This is a genomic window from Clostridium sp. SHJSY1 (genome assembly GCF_031626875.1).
Lineage (GTDB): Bacteria > Bacillota > Clostridia > Clostridiales > Clostridiaceae > Clostridium.
On sequence record NZ_JANDMF010000003.1, the window covers coordinates 132,837 to 158,120 of the forward strand.

Below are 25,284 nucleotides of genomic sequence, written 5' to 3' on the forward strand. Positions count from 1 at the left end.
CTTTTTATTTTTATGTTAAAAATCATTCTTTTTTCTTACCTTTTTGTATGCTGAACTTTTTTCCATGTATTAAACATGATTAAAAGAAATATTCTAACTATATATGCTGTAATTTTAAATTATTTATTGTAGCATAAAAATAATTGAATTGAGGTGATATTTCTATGTGGTTTAATAAAAATCCTAAAGATGTAATTACAGAATTATCTAGCCATCCAATTGAGGGATTATCTTCATCAGAAGCTGAAAAAAGATTAGAGCGAGATGGTAAAAATAAATTAGCTGGTAAAAAGAAAAAAACATTATTTGCTTTATTTTTATCTCAAATAAATGATGCAATGATTTATATACTTATTGGTGCTGCAATTATTGCTGGAATTATGGGTGAAATAAGCGATTCTATAATTATTTTAATAGTTATTTTAATAAATGCTATTATTGGAATTGTTCAAGAATCAAAAGCAGAAAAGGCTCTTGAAGCTTTAAAACAACTTAGTACTCCCAAAGCATTAGTTAAAAGAGATGGTGTGCTATCTGAAATACCATCAGAAGATGTTGTTGTTGGAGATATTGTAATAATAGATGCAGGAAGATATATTCCTGCTGATCTTAGATTAATTGAAAGTGCTAACTTAAAAATAGAAGAATCAGCTTTTACAGGTGAATCCCTTCCTGCTGAAAAAGATGCAAACATAATAATTAATGAAGAAAAACCCCAAATAGGTGATATAAGAAACATGGCTTTTATGTCTACTTTAGCTACTTATGGACGTGGATCTGGTATTGTTGTTGCTACTGGCATGAATACTGAAATAGGAAAGATAGCTAAGATGCTTGATGAGGAAGAAGAATCTTCTACACCTCTTCAAAAGAAACTAGCTGACCTTGGTAAAACTTTAGGTTTCGCTGCTGTTGGAATTTGTATTATAATCTTTATACTTTCCATGTTCCAAGGTAGAGACTGGTTTGAAATGTTATTAACTGCTATAAGTCTTGCTGTTGCTGCTATTCCAGAAGGACTTCCTGCTATTGTTGCAATAGTGCTAGCTTTAGGTGTGCAAAGGATGATTAAGGAAAATGCTATAGTAAAAAAGTTACCTGCAGTTGAAACATTAGGATCTGTATCTATTATATGCTCAGATAAAACAGGTACATTAACCATTAATAGAATGACTGTTAAAAAGACTTTTGTTAATAATAAATTAGATCTCTTAGATAATGTAGACTTAACTAACCCAGAAAGTCGACTTTTAGTTGAAGGGATGGTTCTTTGTAATGATGCAACTTCCACAGAAACTTCCAAAACAGGTGACCCTACTGAAATTGCTCTTTTAGATGTTGGTAATAAATTCAACATTTTTAAAGATGATTTAAATGAAGAACATAAAAGAATTAATGAAATACCTTTTGATTCTGATAGAAAACTTATGACTACCCTAAATGTTTATGGAAACAAATATAAGGTATTTACTAAAGGAGCCATTGATTCTTTATTTACTATCTGTTCAAAAATATCAATAAATGGAACTATTACTCCTTTAACAGATGATATTAAAGAAGATCTTTTAAAACAATCAAACTTAATGAGTGATGATGCTTTAAGAGTGCTTGGTCTTGCATATAAGGATTTAGATAATCATAATATTCCAATAGATAAATTTGAAGATGATTTAATTTTTATTGGATTAATGGGCATGATTGATCCTCCAAGAGAAGAAGTTAAAGATTCAATTAATCTTTGTAAAAAAGCTGGAATCACACCAATTATGATTACAGGAGACCACAAAAATACAGCCTTTGCCATTGCAAATGAACTTCATATGGCAGATGACATTTCAGAGTGTATGGCAGGAAGTGAAATTGATAAATACGAGCAAGATGAATTTTATAAAATAGTCCCTAAATTTAAGGTGTTTGCTAGAGTTTCACCTGAGCATAAGGTTAAAATAGTTAAAGCATTTAAATCCCATGGAAACATAGTTTCTATGACTGGAGATGGTGTTAATGATGCACCTTCCTTAAAAGCTGCTGATATAGGTGTTGCTATGGGGATTACAGGAACTGATGTTGCAAAAGGTGCTGCAGATATGATTTTAACTGATGATAATTTTTCAACTATAGTAAATGCAGTTGAAGAAGGAAGAAATATCTATAATAATATTAAAAAATCTATAATATTTCTATTATCCTGTAACTTTGGAGAAATAGTTGCCTTATTTGTAGCTATATTATTAAATTGGGAATCTCCTCTTTTACCTATTCATATATTATGGGTAAACTTAATCACTGATAGTTTTCCAGCTTTATCCTTAGGTGTAGATCCTATGGATGAAAGTGTAATGGAAGAATCCCCAAGAAATCCTAAAGAAACACTATTTGCTGGACATATGGGTTTATATCTTGCTATTAATGGAGTTTTGATTGGAGCTCTTACCTTATTTGCATTTAAATTTGGTGAAAGATTATATCCAGGTTCACTAAGACATGCACAAACTCTTGCATTTGTTGTTTTAAGCGCCTCACAATTATTCTTCTCACTTAATATGAGAAGTACTAAAAAATCTATATTTAAACTTGGAATCTTTAGCAACAAGTATTTGATAGCTTCATTTTTATTTGGATTAGCCATTCAATTTACAATTATAACAATACCTTTTTTGGCAAATGTATTTAAAGTATATTCATTGACTCTAAATGATTGGATATTAGTTATATCAATTTCTGCTATTCCTCTTATAGTAAACGAATTACTAAAGATTGGAATTAGAAACAAATAAAGTTAAAAGACAAATCACTTGTAATTAATAATTATTGCAAGTGATTTGCCTTTGCTTTTTCTATCAAAAAATAATTTGCCAGTATATTTATTATATAATATAATTTACCAAAAGGGAGGAGAATCTTTATGGTTAATTCATTATCAATATTTTTCATGGCAGTAAGCTTAATAATTAGTATAGGTTTGCCATCAGCTCTAATAATATTTGTAAAGAAAAAATATAAATCTTCACTAAAACCTTTTGTAATAGGTATTTTAGGATTTTTTATTTCATCTCAAATATTGGAAAATTTATTTCATTTATATGTACTTAAAGTAAATACTACAACTTCAACTTTTCTTGCTAATTCAACAATAGCATATGCTATTTATGGTGCTCTTGCAGCAGGGGTATTTGAAGAAACTGGAAGATTCATTTGTTACAAGTACTTTCTTAAAAACAACAGAAATTTTCTAGATGGAATTTCCTATGGAATAGGTCATGGAGGAATTGAAGCTATTTTAATTGGAGGGTTAGCTAGTATAAATGCTTTATCTTATGCACTGCTTATTAATTCTGGAAAACTAACTTCAATATTAGGGCAAGCTGGGGTATCTACTGATGTGATAAATCAAACAATAAATGCTTATATAAATGCGTCCTCATTTAGTTTCTTGTTAACTGGCTTTGAAAGAATATTAGCTATAGGAATTCATATTGGACTTTCTATATTAGTATTATATGCAGTGAGAAATAGAAAAAATATATACTATTTTTTAGCTATATTACTGCATACATTAGTTGATTTCCCTGCTGTTCTTACACAAAAAGGGATAATTAACATTTATATTATGTATGGAATAATTATTGTTGAAGTTATTTTTATTCTAATTTTTGCATTTAAACTTTTAAAACCTAAATTTACTATAACTGAAGATAATTTAAATAGTTATACAAATTAATATACATTTAATAAGAGCTCCATTTTAAAGGAGCTCTTAAATTTATACATGAACTGTTGGTTCAAGTATTGTAAATGTATTATTATAGGTATTAAGATTTGCATTTGCCCCAATAGGTATAGCCATCTTATATATGCCATGCCCTGTTGCTAAATTTGTCATAAGAGGTTTATTTAATGGAACCATAACCTCATTAATTAAATCTTCATATGTTTTATCATAAGCCATTGTACAATGTGAACATTCCCCCATAACAATTCCTGCACATTCTTTAAACTTGCCTGCTGATATCATATGATGAATATATCTATAAACTGTGTTAACAGGCTCATGTACTTCTTCAATTAGTATTATCTTTCCTTTAGTATCAATTTCAAACGGAGTCCCAATACTACCTACAAAGGATGCAAGGTTACCTCCTACTATAGTTCCAGTTACATTTCCAGGGACCCTACTTATTAAAGGCATTCCTGGAGGATTTTCTAATTTTCTTGGAGATATAGTTGTTGAGGTAGCTGCAAAAAATTGATCATAATTGTATGCAGGTGTACCAGGTTTAAAATCTATTAAAAGAAGACTATGAAAAGTTATTAAATTAGACCATTTGTATAAAACATTTAATAAAATTGTTATATCACTATATCCTGAAAAAACTTTAGGATTTTGTGCTATAACAGAGTAATCAAGATATTGTAGAACGCCTTCAACACCAACTCCCCCTCTGGCAGATATAATAGCTTTTACATTAGGATTAGTGAACATGTTCATAAGATCTGCAGCTCGTTGTTGTTCTGATGTTGAAATATATCCACTATAGGAATATACATAGTTTCCTACAATTACACTAAACCCCATGTTTTCAAGAGTCTGAATTCCAATATTAATAGCTTCTGGAAGCAATGGGCTTCCCAAAGTAACTATTCCAATTGTATCTCCTGGACGTAGAATTTCTGGTTTTGTTGCCATTTTTATTCACCTTCAAAAAAATTAATAATATTTACTATAATAAACAGATCATTTCTATTTTCTAAATTATTAAGCTTTATTTTATTAGTATTAGAATATTATATGAAGTTACTGAAATAATTGCTAACTAATCGATAACTGATACAACTAAAAAATTACAAAGCATTTAAATATTAAATTTATTTTTCGTTATCATTTGACACAATAATCTATAATTTGTACAATAGCTTATAGCAATACTCATTGTTACATTATGTAATTGTATTAATTTTATTAGAAAGCAGGTAAAAATATGGCATTAATAGGAATAGACTTAGGGACAACAAATAGTTTAGTTGCCTGTTGGGCTGAAGGAGAAGCTAAAATTATTCCTAATATTCTAAATGAAAACTTAACTCCTTCTGTAGTTAGTATTGATACTAATGGTGAAATTCTTGTTGGTAGTGTTGCAAAAGAAAGGCTTATAACACACCCTGAACTTACATGTGCTAATTTCAAAAGATTTATGGGAACTTCTAAAAAATTTTCTCTTGGAAATTTCACATTTTCTCCTGAAGAATTGTCATCTTTTATATTAAAAACATTAAAAGCTGATGCCGAACATTTTTTAGGTGAAGAAATTAGTGAGGCAGTAATTAGTGTGCCAGCTTATTTTAGCGATGCTCAACGTAAAGCAACCAAGCTTGCTGGTGAACTTGCTGGCCTTAAAGTTGAAAGACTTATAAGTGAACCAACTGCAGCTGCTATTGCTTATGGTCTTCATGAATCTGCAAATGACACACAATTTCTTGTTTTTGATTTAGGAGGAGGAACTTTTGATGTTTCTATTTTAGAAATGTTTGAAGGTATTATGGAGGTGAAATCCATTGCTGGAGATAATTTTTTAGGTGGTGAAGACTTTAATAATGTGTTAGCTTCATATTTTTTAAATACTAATAAACTTGAATTAAAAAACTTAGACAAGCAAACTGTATCAAGTTTGTGGAAACAGGCAGAACTTTGCAAAAAAGAACTTACAAATTCTCAAATTGGTAAAATGTCTTTGCTAATAGATGGTAAAGATTTTGAAACTTCAATCAATCGCTATCAATTTGAAAAGTTATGTGCAGAGCTGATTTTAAGACTTAGAACTCCAATTATACAAGCATTAAAGGATGCTAATATTTCTCACGATGAACTTGATACTGTTATTTTAATTGGTGGCTCAACAAGAATGACTTTAGTAAAGCAAACTGTTACAAAGCTTTTTAACAAACTACCATTTGCAAATATAAACCCTGATGAAACTGTTGCCTTAGGTGCAGCTATTCAAGCAGCATTAAAAGAAAGAAATTCAGATTTAAATGAAATTATATTAACAGATGTTTGCCCCTACACCTTAGGAATTGCTACATATAATAGAAATAGTAATATTACGAATTCTTCATTGCTTTTCTCTCCTATTATAGAGAGAAATACACCTATTCCTATAAGTATAGAAGAACCTTTTGTTACTATATTTGATAATCAGGATTCAATAAAAATTAAAATTTATCAAGGTGAAAATAGATTTGTAGATAATAATATAAAACTTGGAGAATTTGAAATTCCAGTACCATTATCACCAGCTGGCAAAGAAGTTGTTCTTGTAAGATTTACATATGATATAAATGGTCTATTAGAGGTTGAAGCTACAGTTTTAAATAATGGTTTGAAGAAATCATTACTTATTGAAAATTCTCCTGGTTCTATGACTTCTGAAGAAATAAAAGAGCGCTTAAAAGAACTTGAAAAAATCAAAGTTCATCCAAGAGAAAATACCAAATATAAATTAATTTTAGCTAGAGGTGAACGTTTATACCAAGAATCTCTTGGGGAGTATCGTGAGCAAATTTCATTATTATTAGCTAAATTTGAATCTATATTAGAAACTCAAAATCCTAAAAAAATTGAAAAAGTGGCAGAAGAAATTTCAAAAATATTTGATGAATTAGAAAGGTACTAACAAGAATGAATCCCTGGGAAATTTTACAACTACAACCTAATAGTAACTTGAAAGAAATAAAAAAAGCCTATGCTATTTTGCTAAAAGAAAATCATCCTGAAGAAAATCCTGAAGGATATCAAAGACTTAGAGCAGCATATGATTTAGCAATAAAATTGAGCAAATCTAATTCTGATAAAAATGTTATTAATCTTTTATCAGATAATGATAATTTAAAAACTGAATTTGAATCATCTGATTCTATAAATTCCGAAGAATATATTTTTAATAATAATTACAAGATATTTAGCAATAATTTTACTTTAGACTATGATAAAAACAATGAAGTTGATGAATTTTTCTTTAAATTAAATGAAATTTACAAAACTCCTAAACTTAGATTTAAAGAAGAAAATTGGACAGAACTATTCAACAGACCAATTGTATGGGATTTAAAATATAATGAAATTTTATATTCTGGAGTACTAAATTATTTATCAACACATTTTTATATAACAGATACTATTTGGCAAATCATAAATAAAGCATTTAATTACATTGAAAGTGATAGTAATACTACTCAATATACTAATATATCTAAAATAATTGATATTATAGATAAAATGTCAATTATTAGTATCGATTATCTAGATAATATAAATCCAAATTCTCTAGATAAGTTTTTATTTTATAAACTCAGTATAGCCTATAATTTAAGCAGTAACTCTTATGGAAAAATTAAGGAATATATTGATCTAGCTTATGAATTATATAGCGAAGACCCTGAACTATATAAATTTAAAGGTGATTTCTATTTTGAATTTAAAAATTATAAAAATGCCCTTGAAGAATATAAAAAAGCTTATGAATTGTTTCCAGATAATTATTTTTTAATAAATAAAATTGCTAGATTATATTGCTATTTAGAACAATATTCAAATGCAATACCTTATTTAAAAATGCTTCCTCTGTCAAAAGAATCTGCTTATATAGCTCTTATGCTAGGTAATTGTTACTATTATACCAATGAATTTAAACAAGCTATTAAGCATTACAAAGAGTTTATGGAATTTTCTCATAATCATAGTTATGTAAAAAGCTACATTAATAGTTCAAGGTTTAATAATATATTTCATACAAAGCGAAAAATAAAAGATAATTTTGAATATTACTTAAATCCTTTAAAATTTATAAATACTTCACATGCTGAAGCAACTGGGAAAAATATCAGATTTAGTTGGATAACTGTAATAATGGTTATAGGTTTTAGTGCTAAATTTGCAAAGATTTATATGAAGGTAAACCATCAGAATGAAGCTCCAGAAGTTATTCATACTATCAATTTCAATAAAAAAGATGAGCAAGATGATAATATAGTGGATAATGTAAAAAATAAAGATGAAGAATTTAAACTACTTTCAGATAATTACAAAAGTGCACCAATAGATAGTAACATTAAATTGAAAATATCAAATTTTATCAATCTTCCTTTATATATGGTTAAAGATACTTCAGGTAAAATAATTTACTTAAGTGAATCTGAATTTAATTCAAGTAATTATAGTAATGATGAATCAAAATATAATATAAAAAGATTCTATTTTTTTAAATTAGATATTAATACAGTTACTGTTATTGCTTCTGATTCTTTAATTGAATCTTCTATTGTTAAGTCTAGAATTAAGTACTTAGATGGAATGGTAAGAAACTTTCCTCCTGAACTATTAACAGGAATACAAAAGAAACTTAAAAATGCATATCCTAATGAAAATTTAAATTTAATTACAGATAAATATTTTGAAAATATTAATTTTTCTTTTAAAAATGATTAATATCCAAAGTTAATCTAAATTATCACAAGTTCATATTTTATCCATAGTATGATATAGAAATGTTTTTAGGAGGATTCATATTGTTTAACATATATTTTAGAAATGATCAGCCTCAATATAATTTTCTAATTGAAAGTATAAAACAAGCTACTAAAAAAGAAGAAGAATATGAATATTTTTATAACTATCTTATAACTGCAGCTCCAACAAATGAAGAAGCAGAAATCATTAGGACAATACGTGATGAAACTCGTATGCATTATAAAATTTTCAAACAAATGTATAAGGATTTAACTGGCTTAAACATTCCATCAAAACTAGGATCTTCTATAAGTCCAGAGTCATATTTGGATAGTATAAAAAAAGCAATTTTGTTAGAAATAAAAGCTGTTGATAATTACAAGGTGATTAGAAATGCTTTTCCACCAATGTCATCTTACAATGAAATTTTACTAAATATAATAATTGATGAAACAAATCATACAAATAAATTTAATTATATATTTTCCATTAATACTACTATGAATAAAATGAGATAGGGGTACATTATTCTCCTATAACCTATCTTATTTAGATTTTACAGGGCTAATATATACTTCTCCTTTACCTAGTAATACGATTTTGTAATCAGACTTTAATGGTAATAGATTATAACTTGCTGAATTGGATGGTAGTCTTATAGTTTGTAATATAATATTTTCTTCATCAAAAAGGGCTACATAAGCATTTTCTTTAGAAGAAACATTTTTAACTTGATAAAGATTATCTGATACACGATTTAAATCAGACAAAGTATAAACACCTTGTTTAAAAACATTTTCTGAAAATGCTACTTTGGTAATGTTGAATGATAAACATAATATAATTAAAACTAATATAAATAATTTTTTCATTACACACCACCCTTTCAAAAATATTTTGCGTAATAAATATCAAAATATACTTATTATAAAAATAAGGCACACTCTAATGAGCATGCCTTATTTTTATCCTAAAGAAGTTCTAACATAAGTTCATTACTTCTCTTAATAAATTCATCAAGTTCTTCTGCATTTAATGCCTTATTTCCTATTAAAGCCAAATCAACTACTTGCCTACAAATAGTTTCTACCTTTTCTTTATTACTTTCATCTTCACTTAAAGTAATAACCTTTTGCACAATTGGATTTTTCTCATTAATTACAAGTGTTCTCTCTTCTGGGAAGTTCATGCCCATAGACATTCCACCAAACTGAGCTTGCATTTCAGCCATTCTTCTAGAATATTCAGATACTAATACCATAACTGGTGTTGAACCATTCTTAAGGTTTTCAACTTTGTAATCTTTCATTTTTTCTCCGATTACATCTTTAAATACCTTAATAACCTTATCTTTATCTTCCTTCGAAGTCTCTACTTCTTCCTTTTCTTTTAGCACATCAGAAAGATCAGAATCAACTCTATTAAATTTAACTACAGTATCTTTGTATTCTAAGAAAGAAATAAAGTTATTATCTATAGGAGTAGAAAGAATCACAGCATCAAGTCCATATTCTTTAAAAAGTTTAATGTATTGTGCCTGCTTTTCTAAATCACTAACATAAAACACCTTATTTTCATGTTTTTCTTTAGCTGCTTCTAAATAATCCTTTAAAGTTACATATTTATCATTGATAGTCTTAAAGACAATAGACTCCTTTATCTTATCATAAAAACTTTCTTCTCTTATGCAACCATACTTAATAAATACTTGTATGTCATCCCAGAATTCATTGTATTTTTCTCTTTCATTTGTAAATATAGAGTTAAGTTTATCCGCAACTTTCTTAATTATATGTTTTGATATTCTTCCTACTTCTCTATCATTTTGAAGGAAACTTCTTGATACATTTAAAGGAAGATCCGGACAATCTATAGCACCTTTTAATAGTAATAAGAATTCAGGAATAACTTCCTTTATGTTATCAGCTACAAATACTTGGTTATTAAATAACTTTACTTCTCCTTGTACTAACTCAAATTCATTTTTAAGTTTAGGAAAATAAAGAATACCTTTTAAATTAAAAGGATAATCAACATTTAAATGAATCCAAAATAATGGATCTTCAAAATCATGGAATACTTTCTTATAAAAAGCTTTATATTCTTCATCAGTACATTCACTAGGCTTTTTAAGCCATAAAGGAGTTATATCATTAATAGCTACTGGAGCCTTTTCTTCTTCTCCTTCTTTCTTTTCTGCACATTCATTTTCTAAGAAAATCTCAACTGGCATAAATGCACAATATTTAGAAATTATTTCTCGAACTTTATATTCCTCTAAGAAATCTTTACTATCATCATTTATAAATAAAGTAATAGTGGTACCCCTTGAATTTCTATCTGAAGCATCTAGTTCATATTCTGTACCGCCTTCACAAATCCATCTAACTGGCTTTGCATCATTTTTATAAGATAAAGTATCTATTTGCACTTTATCAGCTGCCATAAATGCAGAATAGAATCCAAGACCAAAATGACCTATAATATCATTTTCTTCTCCCATCTTTTCCTTATATTTTTCTAAGAAATCCTCTGCACCAGAGAAAGCAATTTGAGTTATATATTTTTCAACTTCTTCCTCAGTCATTCCTATACCATTATCAGTAAATTTAAGAGTCTTATTATCCTTATTAACAGATACTAGTATTTTGAAGCTTTCTCCTTCTATGCCATCAGTTTCTCCCATATTAACAAGTCTTTTATACTTACTAACAGCATCGCATCCATTACTGATAAGCTCTCTTATAAATATGTCCTTATCAGAATATAACCACTTTTTGATGATTGGAAAAATATTTTCAGTATGAATTGAAATGTTTCCTTTTTTATTACTCATAATTTAATCCCTCCCTAAGTAATTATTTTAATAACTTTGCCTTAAAATGTCAAATAGACATTGACTCTAAGTCAACGTCTATTATAAAAAAATTATTTTGCTGTTAAATATCCAGCAGCCTTTAAATATTCAGCAGATAAAACTCCACCACCAGCTGCCCCTCTTAATGTGTTATGAGATAATCCAACAAATTTAAAATCATAAACCTTATCTTCTCTTAATCTTCCTATAGTGATCCCCATTCCATTTTCATAGTCTCTATCAAGTTTTGGTTGTGGTCTATCACTTTCTTCAAAATAGTGTAATAACTGTTTTGGAGCACTTGGTAAATTATAAGCAACATCTGGTGCCTTAAAGTTTTTCCAAGCTTCTAAAATCTCTTCTTTTGAAGGCTTTTGTTTAAATTTAACAAAAACTGCTGCTAAGTGACCATCTGAAACAGGTACCCTTATACATTGAGTAGTTATAACAATATTTGTTGAACTAACTATTTTACCATTTTCAACTTTTCCCCATACCTTTAGAGGTTCATTTTCACTCTTCTCTTCTTCTCCACCTATATAAGGTATTACATTGTCTATTATTTCAGGAAACTCTTTAAATGTTTTTCCTGATCCTGATATAGCTTGATACGTACAAGCTAAAATTTCTATTGGTTCAAATTTCATTAAAGCACTTATTGGAGGAACATAACTTTGAATTGAACAGTTTGGTTTTACTGCTATAAATCCTCTCTTTGTTCCTAAACGTTTCTTTTGCACTTCAATGATTTCTGCATGTTGTCCATTTATTTCAGGTATTATAACTGGTACATCATCTACCATTCTATTTGCAGAGTTATTAGATACAACTGGTGTTTCATGCTTTGCATATTCCTCTTCTAGAAGTTTTGTCTTTTCCTTATCTAAGGAAATTGCGCAAAATACGAAATCTACCATATTTGAAATTTCTTCAACTTCATATGCATCCTTAACTACTAATTTTTTAACCCCTTCAGGAATAGGTGTTGTCATCTTCCATCTATCTTTTACTGATTCTTCATAAGTCTGCCCCGCTGAACTTTTACTTGCAGCAACTACTACTACCTCAAACCAAGGATGGTTTTCTAATAGACATGCAAATCTTTGCCCAACCATGCCTGTAGCTCCTATAATCCCAACTCTTAATTTATTGCTCATTACTATACCACCTCAAATTTAATTTGTGTTCTCTTATACATATATGATATCATGAAATCATATATTAGTAAAATTGATAATTTAAATTGATATGTTCAATAATTTTGATGAGGATGATGAAAATGGATTTTCGCCAACTTAACACTTTTTTAGTTATTAGTAAGCTTCAAAGTTTTACTGGAGCTGCTTCTACCCTCGGCTATGCTCAGTCAACAATAACAACTCAAATTAAACAACTTGAAGAAGAACTTGGAGTTAAACTTTTTGATAGAATCGGAAAAAATATTACACTAACTCATGAAGGGAAAAAGCTTTTGCCTTATGCAAAACAAATGCTTAAACTTTCTCAAGATATAAAAAATGTTGTTTTCAATGAAGAGTCTCCAAGTGGGACTTTGACTATAGGTGCAGCTGAATCCTTATGTGTATTAAGACTGCCTGAAATATTAAAGGAATATAGAAGACTCTTTCCTGATGTAGAGGTATCATTAAAGTTTGGTAGCTGTGCAGATTTCAGACATTTTCTAAAAGACAATATAATAGATGTAGCTTTTTCACTTGGAAGAAAAATTGATTCAGAAGATTTTATATCTGAAATTGAATTTGATGAAACTATGCTTCTTTTAGCTTATCCTGGACATCCACTTATCAATAAAGAAGAAATATTTCCAAAGGATATAGAAAATGAACCTCTTATATTAACTGAGACAGGCTGCAGTTATAGAGCATCTTTTGAAAATATTTTAAATGAATATAATGTTAAAGCAAATTTAGTTTTAGAAACTGGAAGTGTTCAAGCTATTAAACAATTCACAATGAGTGGCCTTGGTATTACTCTTCTTCCTAAGGTTGCTGTTGAAGATGAAATAAATTCTGGGAAATTAATACCTTTAAATTGGGTTGGGCCAAGCTTTGGTGTTATATCACAGGTCATTTATCATAAAGATAAATGGATTTCTCCTGCTCTTAAAGAATTTTTAGTTCTTTCAAAAAAACTTATGTCAAAAGAGATTATAAAGTAATATATAAAAGCAAAGGCACCTACCTTTGCTTTTCTCATTAAGAATCCATAACATCAAAATATGTCAAAGTTCCATAATGGCTGTAAATATAAAAATCTTCAAGGGTAATAACTCTTCTTTCTCCCCAAGTAGAAACAGTTAAATATGTTTTGTTTTCATTCTCAAAAAGTCTTGTTATAGTCATCCAATGCCAATCAAATTCTTTCAAAATTCTGTTTTTTAACATTAATAAAGCTACAGGATTATCATTTCTTAATGCACACTTTAAAAAGTCTTTTATTTTATCAAAATCCTCTTCTGTGGTTATCCAATTTGATTTTAACTCTATTCCTCTATTTCTTGCAAAATCAACAAATTTGTCCATAAAATATAAAGATGATATAATTCCTAAAGTCTCATCAGGGTAAACATACTTGCCTAAACTCTCCATATGTTTTAAAAAATTGTCTTTATTCATATCAGTATAACTATATAGTATATTAGTATCTCTTAAAGATAAATATGCTGCTATGTTAGCTGCTGCTACAGTGCTACATCCAACTCTTTTAAATACTTCTTCCTTAAACCACCCTTGGTCACCACCATAATAATGCTTACTACCATCAGAAATATTAAGAAATTCATCTGAGTTCTTTAAAGCAACAATATCATCACAAACTACCATACATTCAACTCCAATACTATTTAATTTTTTTCCTATTATATGTATATAGTTTGTACATTTACTTAATGACAATAATGTAATTTAAAAGATAGGATAGAGAATTTATTTTGTTCCATATGATATTATTGTCGATGGTACTTGAATTATATAAGCATTTTCCTTTTCTTTTGTTACCCATTCACTAATTTTATTTTCACCATTCACATACATTTCTGCTTCTTGTTCACTTAGTCCTTTTTCTATCAGGTCATTAATAAACTTAACTTTATCATTACCATACAGTATCTTGTCCTACCCCCAAGCTTTTATCACTCATAAACTTCTCCTTGTATATATTAATTCTCTATAAAAAATACTACTATATTTATGTAATGCTATTAAATTGAATTGCTATTTTTTTTATATTTTCCACAGCTACTTTATCATTTATAGGTGAAATATTTTCTGTATTATGTGAACATGCTATTCCAACTGATTGAGCATTCATTTTATGTAATATACACTCTGCTGTATCTATTGCCTTTTTCATAGAACCATCTCCACCTCCAACTAATAATATTCCAGCTTTTTTCTTTTTACCTATTGGATTTATATTTCTAAAAAATTTGGCACACCAATAGGTTTGTAATCTACTCATTATAGATAATAACTGCCCCGTCAGCTCTGAAAAATAAATGGGTGATGCTATTAAAATATTATCACACTCCTGAATGCATCTATATACTTCATTCATTTCATCCTCTTGAGAACAACCATGATTTTTTTTGCAATATCTACAATCAATACAAGGATGTATATTGCAATAATAGGCATCTATTATTTTGTACTCTCCATCTAAATATTTAATAAATTCATTTATAAATACTACTGTATCACCATTTTTTCTTGGTGAACCATTAAATATAAGTGTTTTCATTTATCTTCTCCATTTTTTGTAATATTATCTAAATGATATCATCTTATATTATTTGATTCAATTGCTAAATAATATATTTTTTATTGACTCTAACCTAACGTTATAGTGTAATATTAAAACATAGCTTGAATAAATTAACAAAACAGTGCCGGCAAGTATTAATTTTACAAACTAAAAAAACTTTGAGGTGGAACAATGAGAACAGTAAAACAAGTGTCAGATTTAACAGGAATAAGTGTGCGTACACTACATTACTATGATGAAATTGGATTGTTAAAACCAAGTAAAAAAACAGAATCTGGTTATAGACTTTATGATGATGAAATACTTAAAACCTTACAGCAGATTTTGTTTTTTAAAGAACTTGACATTCCATTAAAAATGGTAAAAGAGATAATGCTAAATCCATCTTTTAATAAAATAGAAGCTCTTAAAAATCAAGAAAAATTACTTGTTATAAAACGTGATAGATTAACTAGTTTAATAGAACTTATTAATAAAACAATTAAAGGAGAGAACACAATGAGTTTTGAAGAATTTGATATGACTATATATTTTGATGCATTAGAGAATTTTAAAAAAGAACATGAAGATATGGTAATTAAATATTATGGCAGTATAGAAAAATATAATGAGTATATTGAAAAATTTAAATCAAGTCAAGATAAAATAGCTAAAGCTGCTATAAAACAGTATGGAAGCATAGAAAAGTTTACAAAATCTATGCTTCACAATTTAACTAGTAGTACCCTTATTAATAGAGCTGAACAATATGAAAGTTTTAGAAGCGAATTATTAGAAGATACGAATCCTAAATTAGCAAAGCTTTATAAAGAAATTGTAGCTGACATGAGGAAAGATCCATTTTCTAAAGATATTCAGTTAATAGCTAAAGAAATTACTACAACAGTGAAAGAAGATTATGAACTGTTTAAATCAAATGATGGAGATGATAATTGGTACTTCATGGTAAGGTTATATTTATTTTTGCCAAATTGGATTAAAGCAGTAGATTCTAAATATATGAAAGGTTCAGCTGAATACATTGGAAAAGCCTTAGAGTTTTATTTAAAAGATAATGAGCCTAAATCAAATAAACTAGCTAGAAAATTAGTGTCCGATTTAAGTAAAGATCCTACTTCAAAAGAAATTCAAGATATAGTTAAAGAGATATCTGATGAATTATCTTCAACTTATAAATCATATAACTATGAAGTAGGAGAAAATCATTTAGGTTATACAGGCGAGATGTATTTAACCAATCCCACATTTATAAATGCATTTGAAAAGAATTTTGGAGCTGGAACAGCTAAGTTTGTAGGTGAAGCATATACTTTCTTCGCTAAAAACAGTAATTAACAGAATCTTAGAATATATATTAAAGAGTTCATTTAAAATGGCAAAATGAACTCTTTAATCCTTTATCATTGAATTGGATGCCCAGTATGTTCTATACAATCTCTAATTTCCTCTGTGGTAGCTGGTTCATTATAAATAACTTCAACTGTTCCACGCCCAAGGTCAACACATACTTGGTTTACTCCATCAATATCTTCCAATGCATTTTTCACTTGAGTTTTTATATATTCGCTTGATAATCCTTCAACTAAATAATGGTCTCTTTTCATACTAAATATCTCCTTTTCTTAAGTAATTAATATTAGTATGTACTAAAGCATTTAAACTTAATCTACTTTAAGGCATATTCCAGAAAATAATAAGTCAGCATGCTAGTCTATTTTCCACCATATGCTTAAATAAAATATATATAATAAAAAATCCAGAATAAATGTGAAAAGTTTATAAATGTATAAACTAATAATATAGATAAAACATAAAAATTAGATTTTTTAAGTTGAGAATTTGTAGCAGATTTCATTCTAAAATAAAGGAATAAAAGAAGGAAAGCAGGCAATATTAGTTTAACTAATAAAGACATAACTTCATTGTTTATGATAGGTTTCATAAAAAAATTAGCTTCTAAATAATACCCTGTTCTGCATAAAAATAGAGTAAAAATTATATCAGTCATATTTAAGATATACAGCAAAATAAATTTAATTTTTATATTAACTAAATCATAACTAGTGATAAAGAATTTCATTAAAGCACCCCTATTGCATTTTTAGAAATTTTTAATTGTTTATTTTATTAGTACAGCAAATTGGAATAAATAAGTTTAATTAGCATCTATACAAAGTAGTATACTTTTTCTAATGTTTAATTTCTAGGTCCTAACAGGTCCTAATTTTAAAAAAATAATATTGAAAAAAATCCCACAAAAATAGAAACAAATTTCTATTTTTGTGGGATTTAATAATTATTTTAACATTTTAAAAATCAAATTATGAATATTCTGTAATGGTGCCTGTTTTTCAACAGCACCTACTTCAAAGGCAACCTTAGGCATACCATAAACTACTGAAGTAGATTCATCTTGCCCTATAGTCCTTGCTCCTTTTCTTCTCATGGACATTAATCCTTTAGCTCCATCATAACCCATCCCCGTTAAAATAATTCCAAGAGCATTCTTATTAGCTTCTTTAGCTACAGATTCAAATAAAACATCCACTGATGGGCAATGACCATTTACTTTTTCTCCACTAAAACATTCCACTTTATATTTACTACCAACTTTTTTTATTCTCATATGTTTATCTCCAGGAGCTACTAAAACCAAACCTTCTTCAACAACATCTCCAGTTTCTGCTTCCTTAACTCTTAATGAAGTTGTGTTATTAAGTCTTTCAGCAAACATTCTTGAAAATACAGGTGGAATATGTTGTACAAGTACAATTCCTGGTATAGTTGAAGGTAATCTATTAATAAGATTGTATACTGCTTCTGTTCCTCCTGTTGAAGCTCCAATAGCTATAATTTTTTTACTATATTCATTACTGGTATTCTTTAAAGCACTTGAAATTCCTTCATAACTTTCATGTTTCAAAACTTTTGCTGTTGCAGCAATTTTTATTTTAATAATCAATTCTTTTATAAAATTCTCCACACTTTTCGGACTTTGCACATCAGGTTTTGTAACAAAATCTACAGCACCTACTTTCATAGCCTCAAAAACCGCTTCACTTATTGCACTAACCATAACAACTGGAATAGGATACTGTGGCAAAAGTTTCTTAACAAACTCAATACCATTCATTTTAGGCATCTCCACATCACAAGTCATAACATCTGGTTCATAATAAATAATCTTATCCCTTGCATCATAAGGGTCACTTGCCTTAGCAACTACTTCAATACAAGGGTCAGAAGATATCCCCCTTGTTAACACCTCCCTAAATAGAATTGAGTCATCTACTACCAAAACCCTTATTTTTTTCATATGTATTATTCCTTTCTATAAATTGCAGGCTTTACATATTCAAATTTTGATTTATCTCTGTTTAAATATTCAGAATGTCCAATGAAAAGATATCCGCCATAATCTAACAAATCATAAAACTTATTTATCAAATTATCTTTTGTCTCATTATCAAAATAAATCATTACATTCCTACAGAAAATAACATTAAATTTTTGTTTAAATGGGAATACCTCATTCATTAAATTAAACCTTCTAAATATCACTTCATTTTTTATCTTATTATTAACAACTGATTTTTCTATGTCAATTTTATTAAAATAATTCATTTGCCAACTTGAACTAAGTGAATCTACTGCTTCATTTTGATATTCTCCTTTTATTGCTATATCAAGAACCTTTGTAGAGATATCTGTAGCTAATATTTTTGTATCCCATAATACTTTATCTTTTCCAAAAAATTCATCTATAATCATAGCTATAGTATATGGTTCTTCTCCTGAAGAGCATCCAGCACTCCAGATACGAAGATCCTTTTGCTTTTGATTATTTTTAAGATAAGGTAATATTATATCCTTAAAATATGTAAAATGATCACTTTCTCTCATGAAGAATGTATGATTAGTAGTAATTTTATTAACTAAAGTTTCTACAGCATTTCCTGTTTTGTCAGAAGTTATATATTTAAAATAATCAGAAAAACAATCAATATTCTGTTCAACAAGTACATTAGTAAGTCTTCCCAATACAAGAGCTTGCTTCTTTGTACCTAAATCAATGCCATAATTATCTTTAATAAAACTTGCTAATTGACTATATTCCTTTTGTGTTATATTAATCATTTTAATCACCCTTTTCTTATAAAGATAGAGAGAGTTAATACTCTCTCTATCTATTTTTTAATATTTGCCAAATTCATTATCATTTAATGAAATTTTTGGCTTTTTTGATTTCTTTTCATATGTCTTTTTTGGTTCATTCATGTTTTCTAACATTCTAATTACTTCAGGGTTTATTTCTTGATTGCTATCATAACTTGAACCACTCTTTTTCAATTTAAATTTACCTACCAATCCATTTAGAAGTTCAGCTTGACTAGATAATTCTTCACTTGCAGCTGCACTTTCTTCAGAAGTTGAAGTATTATTCTGTATAACTTGTGAAACTTGAATAATACCTTGATTAATTTGTGCAATACCATTAGCTTGTTCATTTGAAGCTGTTGCTATTTCCCCTACAAGTTTAGCTGCATTAGAAACAACATCAACAATTCCATTTAAAGCAGTAGCTGTTTCACTTGCTATCTTTGTGCCATCTTCTGCTTTTTTAATTGAACCTTCTATTAATACAGTTGTTTCCTTAGCTGCATTAGCAGAACGTGCTGCCAGATTTCTTACTTCCTCTGCTACTACAGCAAATCCTTTACCATGTTGTCCTGCTCTTGCGGCTTCAACTGCTGCATTAAGTGCAAGTATGTTTGTTTGGAATGCAATTTCATCTATAACTTTTATTATCTTAGATATACTACTTGCTGATTCATTGATATCATTAATAGAATCTAGTAATCCCTTCATATATTCATTTCCTTTACCAGCTTCATCTTTAGCTGTCAATGCTAATTCATTAGCTTCATCTGCATTAGTAGCATTTTGCTTTGTTTGTACAGATACTTGTTCCATTGATGCAGTTAATTGTTCAACTGAACTTGCTTGTTCTGTAGAACCTTGAGAAAGAGTTTGTGACGAATCAGCTACTTGTCTTGCTCCAGATGCTACTTGTCCAGCTGCAGTATTAATATCATTCATAACATTATTTAATGAACTAATAATGTAAGTTAAAGAATTTTTAATTTGTGCAAAATCTCCTAAGTATTCCCTATCAATTGAAATAACTAAATTTCCATTTGCTATTTCAGTTAACGCATTTGATATATCATTTATATACCCTGATAATGTTTCTATTGTATCATTAAGTGAATTCTTAAGCGTTGCATGATCTCCTTTGTAATTTCCATTAACACTAACCTTTAAATTTCCTTTAGACATTTCATGAAGAACAGCTGAAGTTTCTTGTACTGGTTCTATAACAGCATCTAAAGTACCATTTACCCCTTCAACTATTTTTCTGTATTCTCCTTCATGTGCTTTTGCATCAGCTCTTACTTCAAGTTTTCCTGCAATTGCTGAATCAGAAAGCAGTATAGCATCACTTATTAATCTACCAATAGCAATTTTAGTCTTTTCTAAATTATTATTTATCTTTACAAAGTTGTTCTTTGTTTCTTCTGTAAACTTATCAGCTTCACTAACTTGTAAATCTAAATTCAAATCACCTTTAGCAAGTAATTCTAGGTTTGTAGCTAAACGGTCTACTTCAGCATTGGTATAAGAACCAACTCTTAAAATAGATGTTAAGTCAGTAACTACTTCAACAAATCCTAAATGCTCACCTTTTTTATTTTTCAAATATGATGTATCTTGTTTACAGCTCATTCCACACCAATCAAAGTAGCTTTCAGGATTTCCCTTTAATAATTGTTTTATACCACAGTTTGGTGTATTACATATATTTGCTCCTGCATTACTACAAGCTCTTCCGTATCCATCTTCACGTTTTCTAACTGTTCCTTGATCAATCATTAAATCTTCAAATTGCTTATTCATATATGTCCAATTCATATCAGTATCTGTAACATGGATCGGGAATGGAACAGCATCAATTATTGCTTCATACCATTCATTTTTGTTAACTACAGTATCTAAAGTGCCATTTACTCCTTCAACTATTTTTCTGTATTCTCCTTCATGTGCTTTTGCATCAGCTCTTACTTCAAGTTTTCCTGCAATTGCTGAATCAGAAAGTAGTACAGCATCACTTATTAATCTGCTAATAGCAACTTTTGTTTTTTCTAGATTATTATTTATCTTTACAAAGTTGTTCTTTGTTTCTTCAGTAAATTTATCTGCTGGACTTACTTCTAAATCTAAATTCAAATCACCTTTAGCAAGTAAATCAAGATTTGAAGCTAAACGTTCCACTTCCTTCTTTGAATATTCATTAACACTTAATATTGCTGTTAAATCTGTAACTACTTCAACAAATCCTAAATGTTCACCTTTTTTATTTCTTAAATATGATGTATCTTGTTTACAACTCATTCCACACCAATCAAAGTAACTTTCAGGAGTCCCTTTCAACAATTGTTTTATACCACAGTTTGGTGTATTACATATATTTGCTCCTGCATTACTACAAGCTCTTCCATATCCATCTTCACGCTTTCTAACTGTCCCTTGCTCAATCATTAAGTTTTCAAATTGCTTGTTCATATATGTCCAATTCATATCAGTATCTGTAACATGAATCGGGAATGGAACAGCATCTATAATTGCTTCATACCATACATTCTTTTCTGCTATTTTATTAACTGTCTTGTTAATCCCATTAATTATATTTTTAAATTGACCAAAATATTTAACTTCATCTACTCTAACATCAACATTATCTTCCATAACTGCAGTATTAAGCATAGAAACATCTTTGGAAAGATTCTCCATAACATCAACCACGTTTAATAGAGATGTCTTTAATCTATCCATTTGATCTTGTGAAGTTCCTTGAACATTATTATTTGTATCTCCAAGTGTAATTTTTTCTGCAATATCTGCTAAGCTCTTCATTGAATTATTCACATCTTTATTTACAAACTTACTAAAAGCTGACATGGCAATAAAACCACCGATACCAATTACAACAAGATATATCATGCTACTTGATCCATTTTCACCATTTTTAAAGGCAAGTGCACCACCTATACCTAGAACTAACGCAACTACATAAACTAATGCGAATCCTACATTAAGCTTTGCACCCATTTTTAAATTATTAAACCAACTCATTTGTTATCCCCCTCAATTATAAAATTTCAGATAAGTTTTCTACATCTTCTTCATTGATTAACTTATCACAATCTAAAATCAGTTTTACCTCATTACCAACTTTTCCAATCCCCTTGATGTATTTATTACCATTTTTATTTACATCTGGAGGTGGTACAATATCACTATCTACAATTGAAATAACTTCTGCTACACTATCTACTATCAATCCAATTGCTACATCCTTTATATCAACAACAATGATACAAGTTCTATCATTATATTCTCTAAATAATTTTCTAAACCTAATTCTTACATCCATTACTGGAATTATTTTACCTCTTAAATTTATAATACCTCTAATATATTCTGGAAGCTCTGGCACCTCAGTAATAGGATGTATCCCTATTATTTCTGTTACATTTTTTATTTCAATTCCATAAGATTCATTTCCTAATACAAATGTAAGATATTTGCCTTTTTGAGTGTCCTCTTCTTCTAAAAATTCTTCTACTATTTCTTTAGCCATATTCATATCCTCATTCCATTTTATTTTTTGAGAAACTTTACATTTGAGCAGTGCTATTTGTATTAATAAGTCCAACTACATCAAGAATAAGACTAATACTTCCATCTCCTAAAAGTGTACATCCAGTTAATCCACTTATGTTTTTAGTGTTCTTTATATAACTTGGAAGAGCCTTAACAACTACTTGCTGTTGTCCTAACAATTCATCAGCAAATAAACATAATGTTTTATTGTCTTGTTCAACCATAATTATGATACCCTCAATAAATTTAGTAACTTGAGTGTTAACCTTGAAATGTGAATGAATACGTAATATTGGATAGCACTGACCCCTAACCATGATCATTTCATTTCCATCTGGGTCTTCAATAATATCTTCATCTTTTGGTCTAAAAGATTCCTTTATTGCTGTTGTTGGTATAGTATATCTTGAATTTCCCACTCCAATATTCATTCCATCTATAATTGCTAATGTAAGCGGAATTTTAATAATAAATTCAGACCCAACTCCTAATACACTTTCTACAGAAACAACTCCACCCACAGTCTCAATGTTCTTTATCACTACATCCATTCCTACACCACGACCACTATACTCTGATACATTCTCTTTTGTGGAAAACCCTGGCAAGAATATAAGATTATAAATATCTTTATCTGTCATTTCTTCTATCGCTTTATTTAAAATCCCATTTTTAACAGCTTTCTCTAATATCTTATCTTTATTTAACCCCTTGCCATCATCTTTAACAGTTATAATAACATCGCTTCCCATATTTTTTGCCTCTAATGTTACTACCCCTGTTTTTGGTTTTCCTAAGGCTATTCTATCTTCTGTAGTCTCTATTCCATGATCAAGAGAATTTCTAACTAAATGCATTAATGGATCAGAAATATGTTCAATAATATTTTTGTCAACTTCTGTCTCTTCTCCAATCAATCGTAATTCTATTTCTTTACCCAGGTTCTTACTCATATCACGTACAATACGATTCATTTTTCTAAATGTAGTAGAAAGTGGAACCATTCTTATTGACATAACCATATCCTGTAATTCACTAGTAATTTTATGAAGTTGCCTTGCAACCTTACTAAAGTTATCTAATTGTAATCCCTTAAGATCTGGATTCTGAACTACCATAGCTTCAGTAATAACCAATTCTCCTACTAAATCCATAAGTATATCTAATTTATTAACATTAACACTAATAATACTTTGAACAGTTGACGCTTGTACTTCTTTCTCATTTTTAACTTTACGTTCTTCCTTATGAATAACTGTTTTTTCTTTTACATTATTATCTTTATCTGTGTTATCGTTAACACTCTTAGCGTTATTGTCGATATTTTCCTTATAGTCATCAAGTTTAATAAATTCTAAATCTTTTAAATATGATGTTTTCATAAAAAACTCATGAACTTCTTCATCACATTTATCTGTCTTTAAGACAATTGAAAAACCTTGCTCTTTTATTACCTGAGAACTTCCTTCATTTTCAATAATATCTTCAGGATAATACTGAAAGTCTTTAGTAAAATCCTCTAAATTATTTATTACTGTAAAAGCTCTAACATTCTCCATTAGACAATCATCTGTAAAAAAGATTGTTACTTTAAAAGTATTATAAGCATCTTTATTATCACCAACATCTTCAACTATTGAATTTTGCTGTTTTTCTATAGTTGTACTTTGTTCTTCTTGAATAATTGATGAACTTTGTTCTTTAAGTGTATTAAGAAAATTTTTATTATTTTCTATGAGACTTGAAGCATCTCCATCTATCTTGTCTCCACCTTTAATTTTTTCAAGTTCTACTTTTACATAATCTCCTCCATCTAACACAAGATCTGAAAGTGTTGAATAATCATCAATTTCAACTTTTTGTTCTCTAAGATAGAAAAATATATCTTCCAATGAATGGGCTAGTGTTGATATGTCATTTAATGACATCATAGCAGCTGAACCTTTAATAGTATGCATTATACGAAATATCTCATTTATTGTATCTTCACTATAGTAACCTAATTTTTCACTAGAAAGTATACAATTTTCTAACTGTTCAATGTTTTGAGTAACTTCATAAATAAAGAAATCAAGCATATGTTCATTTGAATATTGACCCTGCATAGACCTCACCCCCCCTTGTATTTATATCAAGACTTTGCATTTTCTGTTTGTTCCATTCCTTAACCTTTCTTTTTATTATTTCTAATCAATTTTTTTCTTCAAATGTCATTATTAGCTTTTATTATTTGCTTTTTTATAATTAAATTATAGTTAATCACAAAAACAATTCTATCATTGCTATTTTAAAAAATCAACAAGGAACTTTTAGTGGAAGATGTTATTAGAATCATGGAAAGTAATATTAATCCAAAAACTATTTTTCATGTATCTGTAAAATATCTGCAATATAAAAAAAAGATATATAGAAAACA

At 28.6% G+C, this 25,284-nt stretch carries 20 protein-coding genes; 7 read left to right on the plus strand and 13 right to left on the minus strand.

The window, feature by feature from the left end; genetic code table 11:
* Window positions 1-164 precede the first annotated feature (164 nt).
* Window positions 165-2,777, plus strand: coding sequence for a calcium-translocating P-type ATPase, SERCA-type (locus tag NNC19_RS03000; RefSeq protein ID WP_310937123.1), 2,613 nt, complete (start codon window positions 165-167; stop codon window positions 2,775-2,777).
* Between the two features lie 128 nt (window positions 2,778-2,905).
* A complete protein-coding gene (locus NNC19_RS03005; RefSeq protein WP_310937124.1) occupies window positions 2,906-3,721 on the plus strand; it encodes a YhfC family intramembrane metalloprotease in 816 nt (271 codons plus the stop codon).
* 42 nt (window positions 3,722-3,763) lie between these two features.
* Here NNC19_RS03005 and NNC19_RS03010 read toward each other — a convergent pair whose 3' ends face one another.
* Window positions 3,764-4,687, minus strand: coding sequence for an LD-carboxypeptidase (locus tag NNC19_RS03010; protein WP_310937125.1), 924 nt, complete (start codon window positions 4,685-4,687; stop codon window positions 3,764-3,766).
* 292 nt (window positions 4,688-4,979) lie between these two features.
* On the opposite strand from NNC19_RS03010, the gene NNC19_RS03015 reads away from it, so the two are divergent.
* The 3 genes from NNC19_RS03015 to NNC19_RS03025 all read left to right on the plus strand — a co-directional run bounded on the left by NNC19_RS03015 (window position 4,980) and on the right by NNC19_RS03025 (window position 9,021).
* Complete coding sequence (locus tag NNC19_RS03015; RefSeq protein ID WP_310937126.1) at window positions 4,980-6,671, plus strand: molecular chaperone HscC; 1,692 nt, start codon at window positions 4,980-4,982, stop codon at window positions 6,669-6,671.
* A 5-nt stretch (window positions 6,672-6,676) separates the two neighbouring features.
* The gene (locus NNC19_RS03020; protein WP_310937127.1) at window positions 6,677-8,482 is read left to right on the plus strand and encodes a hypothetical protein; all 1,806 of its coding nucleotides are present in this window, start codon (window positions 6,677-6,679) and stop codon (window positions 8,480-8,482) included.
* An 80-nt stretch (window positions 8,483-8,562) separates the two neighbouring features.
* Window positions 8,563-9,021 carry a ferritin-like domain-containing protein gene (locus tag NNC19_RS03025; protein WP_310937128.1) on the plus strand — a complete coding sequence of 153 codons (459 nt, stop codon included), beginning with the start codon at window positions 8,563-8,565 and terminating at the stop codon, window positions 9,019-9,021.
* A 27-nt stretch (window positions 9,022-9,048) separates the two neighbouring features.
* Here the strand turns inward: NNC19_RS03025 and NNC19_RS03030 are convergent, their stop codons facing one another.
* The 3 genes from NNC19_RS03030 to asd form a co-directional block, all read right to left on the minus strand.
* On the minus strand, window positions 9,049-9,375 hold the full coding sequence (locus tag NNC19_RS03030) for a hypothetical protein (RefSeq protein WP_310937129.1): 327 nt from the start codon (window positions 9,373-9,375) through the stop codon (window positions 9,049-9,051).
* A 98-nt stretch (window positions 9,376-9,473) separates the two neighbouring features.
* Window positions 9,474-11,339, minus strand: a complete 1,866-nt coding sequence (gene htpG, locus NNC19_RS03035; RefSeq protein WP_310937130.1) for a molecular chaperone HtpG — start codon at window positions 11,337-11,339, stop codon at window positions 9,474-9,476.
* 92 nt (window positions 11,340-11,431) lie between these two features.
* On the minus strand, window positions 11,432-12,517 hold the full coding sequence (asd, locus tag NNC19_RS03040) for an aspartate-semialdehyde dehydrogenase (protein WP_310937131.1): 1,086 nt from the start codon (window positions 12,515-12,517) through the stop codon (window positions 11,432-11,434).
* 122 nt (window positions 12,518-12,639) lie between these two features.
* On the opposite strand from asd, the gene NNC19_RS03045 reads away from it, so the two are divergent.
* Complete coding sequence (locus NNC19_RS03045) at window positions 12,640-13,539, plus strand: LysR family transcriptional regulator (protein ID WP_310937132.1); 900 nt, start codon at window positions 12,640-12,642, stop codon at window positions 13,537-13,539.
* A 37-nt stretch (window positions 13,540-13,576) separates the two neighbouring features.
* Here the strand turns inward: NNC19_RS03045 and NNC19_RS03050 are convergent, their stop codons facing one another.
* Both NNC19_RS03050 and NNC19_RS03055 read right to left on the minus strand, forming a co-directional pair.
* On the minus strand, window positions 13,577-14,203 hold the full coding sequence (locus tag NNC19_RS03050; protein ID WP_310937133.1) for a hypothetical protein: 627 nt from the start codon (window positions 14,201-14,203) through the stop codon (window positions 13,577-13,579).
* A gap of 364 nt (window positions 14,204-14,567) precedes the next feature.
* Window positions 14,568-15,119 (minus strand): flavodoxin family protein, encoded by a 552-nt coding sequence (locus tag NNC19_RS03055; RefSeq protein ID WP_310937134.1) that lies wholly within the window; start codon window positions 15,117-15,119, stop codon window positions 14,568-14,570.
* Window positions 15,120-15,314: 195 nt separating this feature from the next.
* Here NNC19_RS03055 and NNC19_RS03060 point away from each other — a divergent pair, with 195 nt between their 5' ends.
* Window positions 15,315-16,478 (plus strand): MerR family transcriptional regulator, encoded by a 1,164-nt coding sequence (locus tag NNC19_RS03060; RefSeq protein ID WP_310937135.1) that lies wholly within the window; start codon window positions 15,315-15,317, stop codon window positions 16,476-16,478.
* Between the two features lie 65 nt (window positions 16,479-16,543).
* Here the strand turns inward: NNC19_RS03060 and NNC19_RS03065 are convergent, their stop codons facing one another.
* From NNC19_RS03065 to NNC19_RS03095, 7 genes are all read right to left on the minus strand, one after another.
* A complete protein-coding gene (locus NNC19_RS03065; RefSeq protein ID WP_310937136.1) occupies window positions 16,544-16,747 on the minus strand; it encodes a heavy-metal-associated domain-containing protein in 204 nt (67 codons plus the stop codon).
* A 125-nt stretch (window positions 16,748-16,872) separates the two neighbouring features.
* Window positions 16,873-17,223, minus strand: coding sequence for a DUF5658 family protein (locus NNC19_RS03070; RefSeq protein WP_310937137.1), 351 nt, complete (start codon window positions 17,221-17,223; stop codon window positions 16,873-16,875).
* A gap of 216 nt (window positions 17,224-17,439) precedes the next feature.
* Window positions 17,440-18,459, minus strand: a complete 1,020-nt coding sequence (locus NNC19_RS03075; protein ID WP_310937138.1) for a chemotaxis response regulator protein-glutamate methylesterase — start codon at window positions 18,457-18,459, stop codon at window positions 17,440-17,442.
* Window positions 18,460-18,464: 5 nt separating this feature from the next.
* Window positions 18,465-19,280 carry a protein-glutamate O-methyltransferase CheR gene (locus NNC19_RS03080; RefSeq protein ID WP_310937139.1) on the minus strand — a complete coding sequence of 272 codons (816 nt, stop codon included), beginning with the start codon at window positions 19,278-19,280 and terminating at the stop codon, window positions 18,465-18,467.
* Window positions 19,281-19,337: 57 nt separating this feature from the next.
* The gene (locus NNC19_RS03085) at window positions 19,338-22,337 is read right to left on the minus strand and encodes a methyl-accepting chemotaxis protein (protein ID WP_310937140.1); all 3,000 of its coding nucleotides are present in this window, start codon (window positions 22,335-22,337) and stop codon (window positions 19,338-19,340) included.
* A 16-nt stretch (window positions 22,338-22,353) separates the two neighbouring features.
* A complete protein-coding gene (locus NNC19_RS03090) occupies window positions 22,354-22,845 on the minus strand; it encodes a chemotaxis protein CheW (RefSeq protein WP_310937141.1) in 492 nt (163 codons plus the stop codon).
* Between the two features lie 37 nt (window positions 22,846-22,882).
* Window positions 22,883-24,973 (minus strand): chemotaxis protein CheA, encoded by a 2,091-nt coding sequence (locus NNC19_RS03095; protein ID WP_310937142.1) that lies wholly within the window; start codon window positions 24,971-24,973, stop codon window positions 22,883-22,885.
* Window positions 24,974-25,284: the final 311 nt, after the last annotated feature.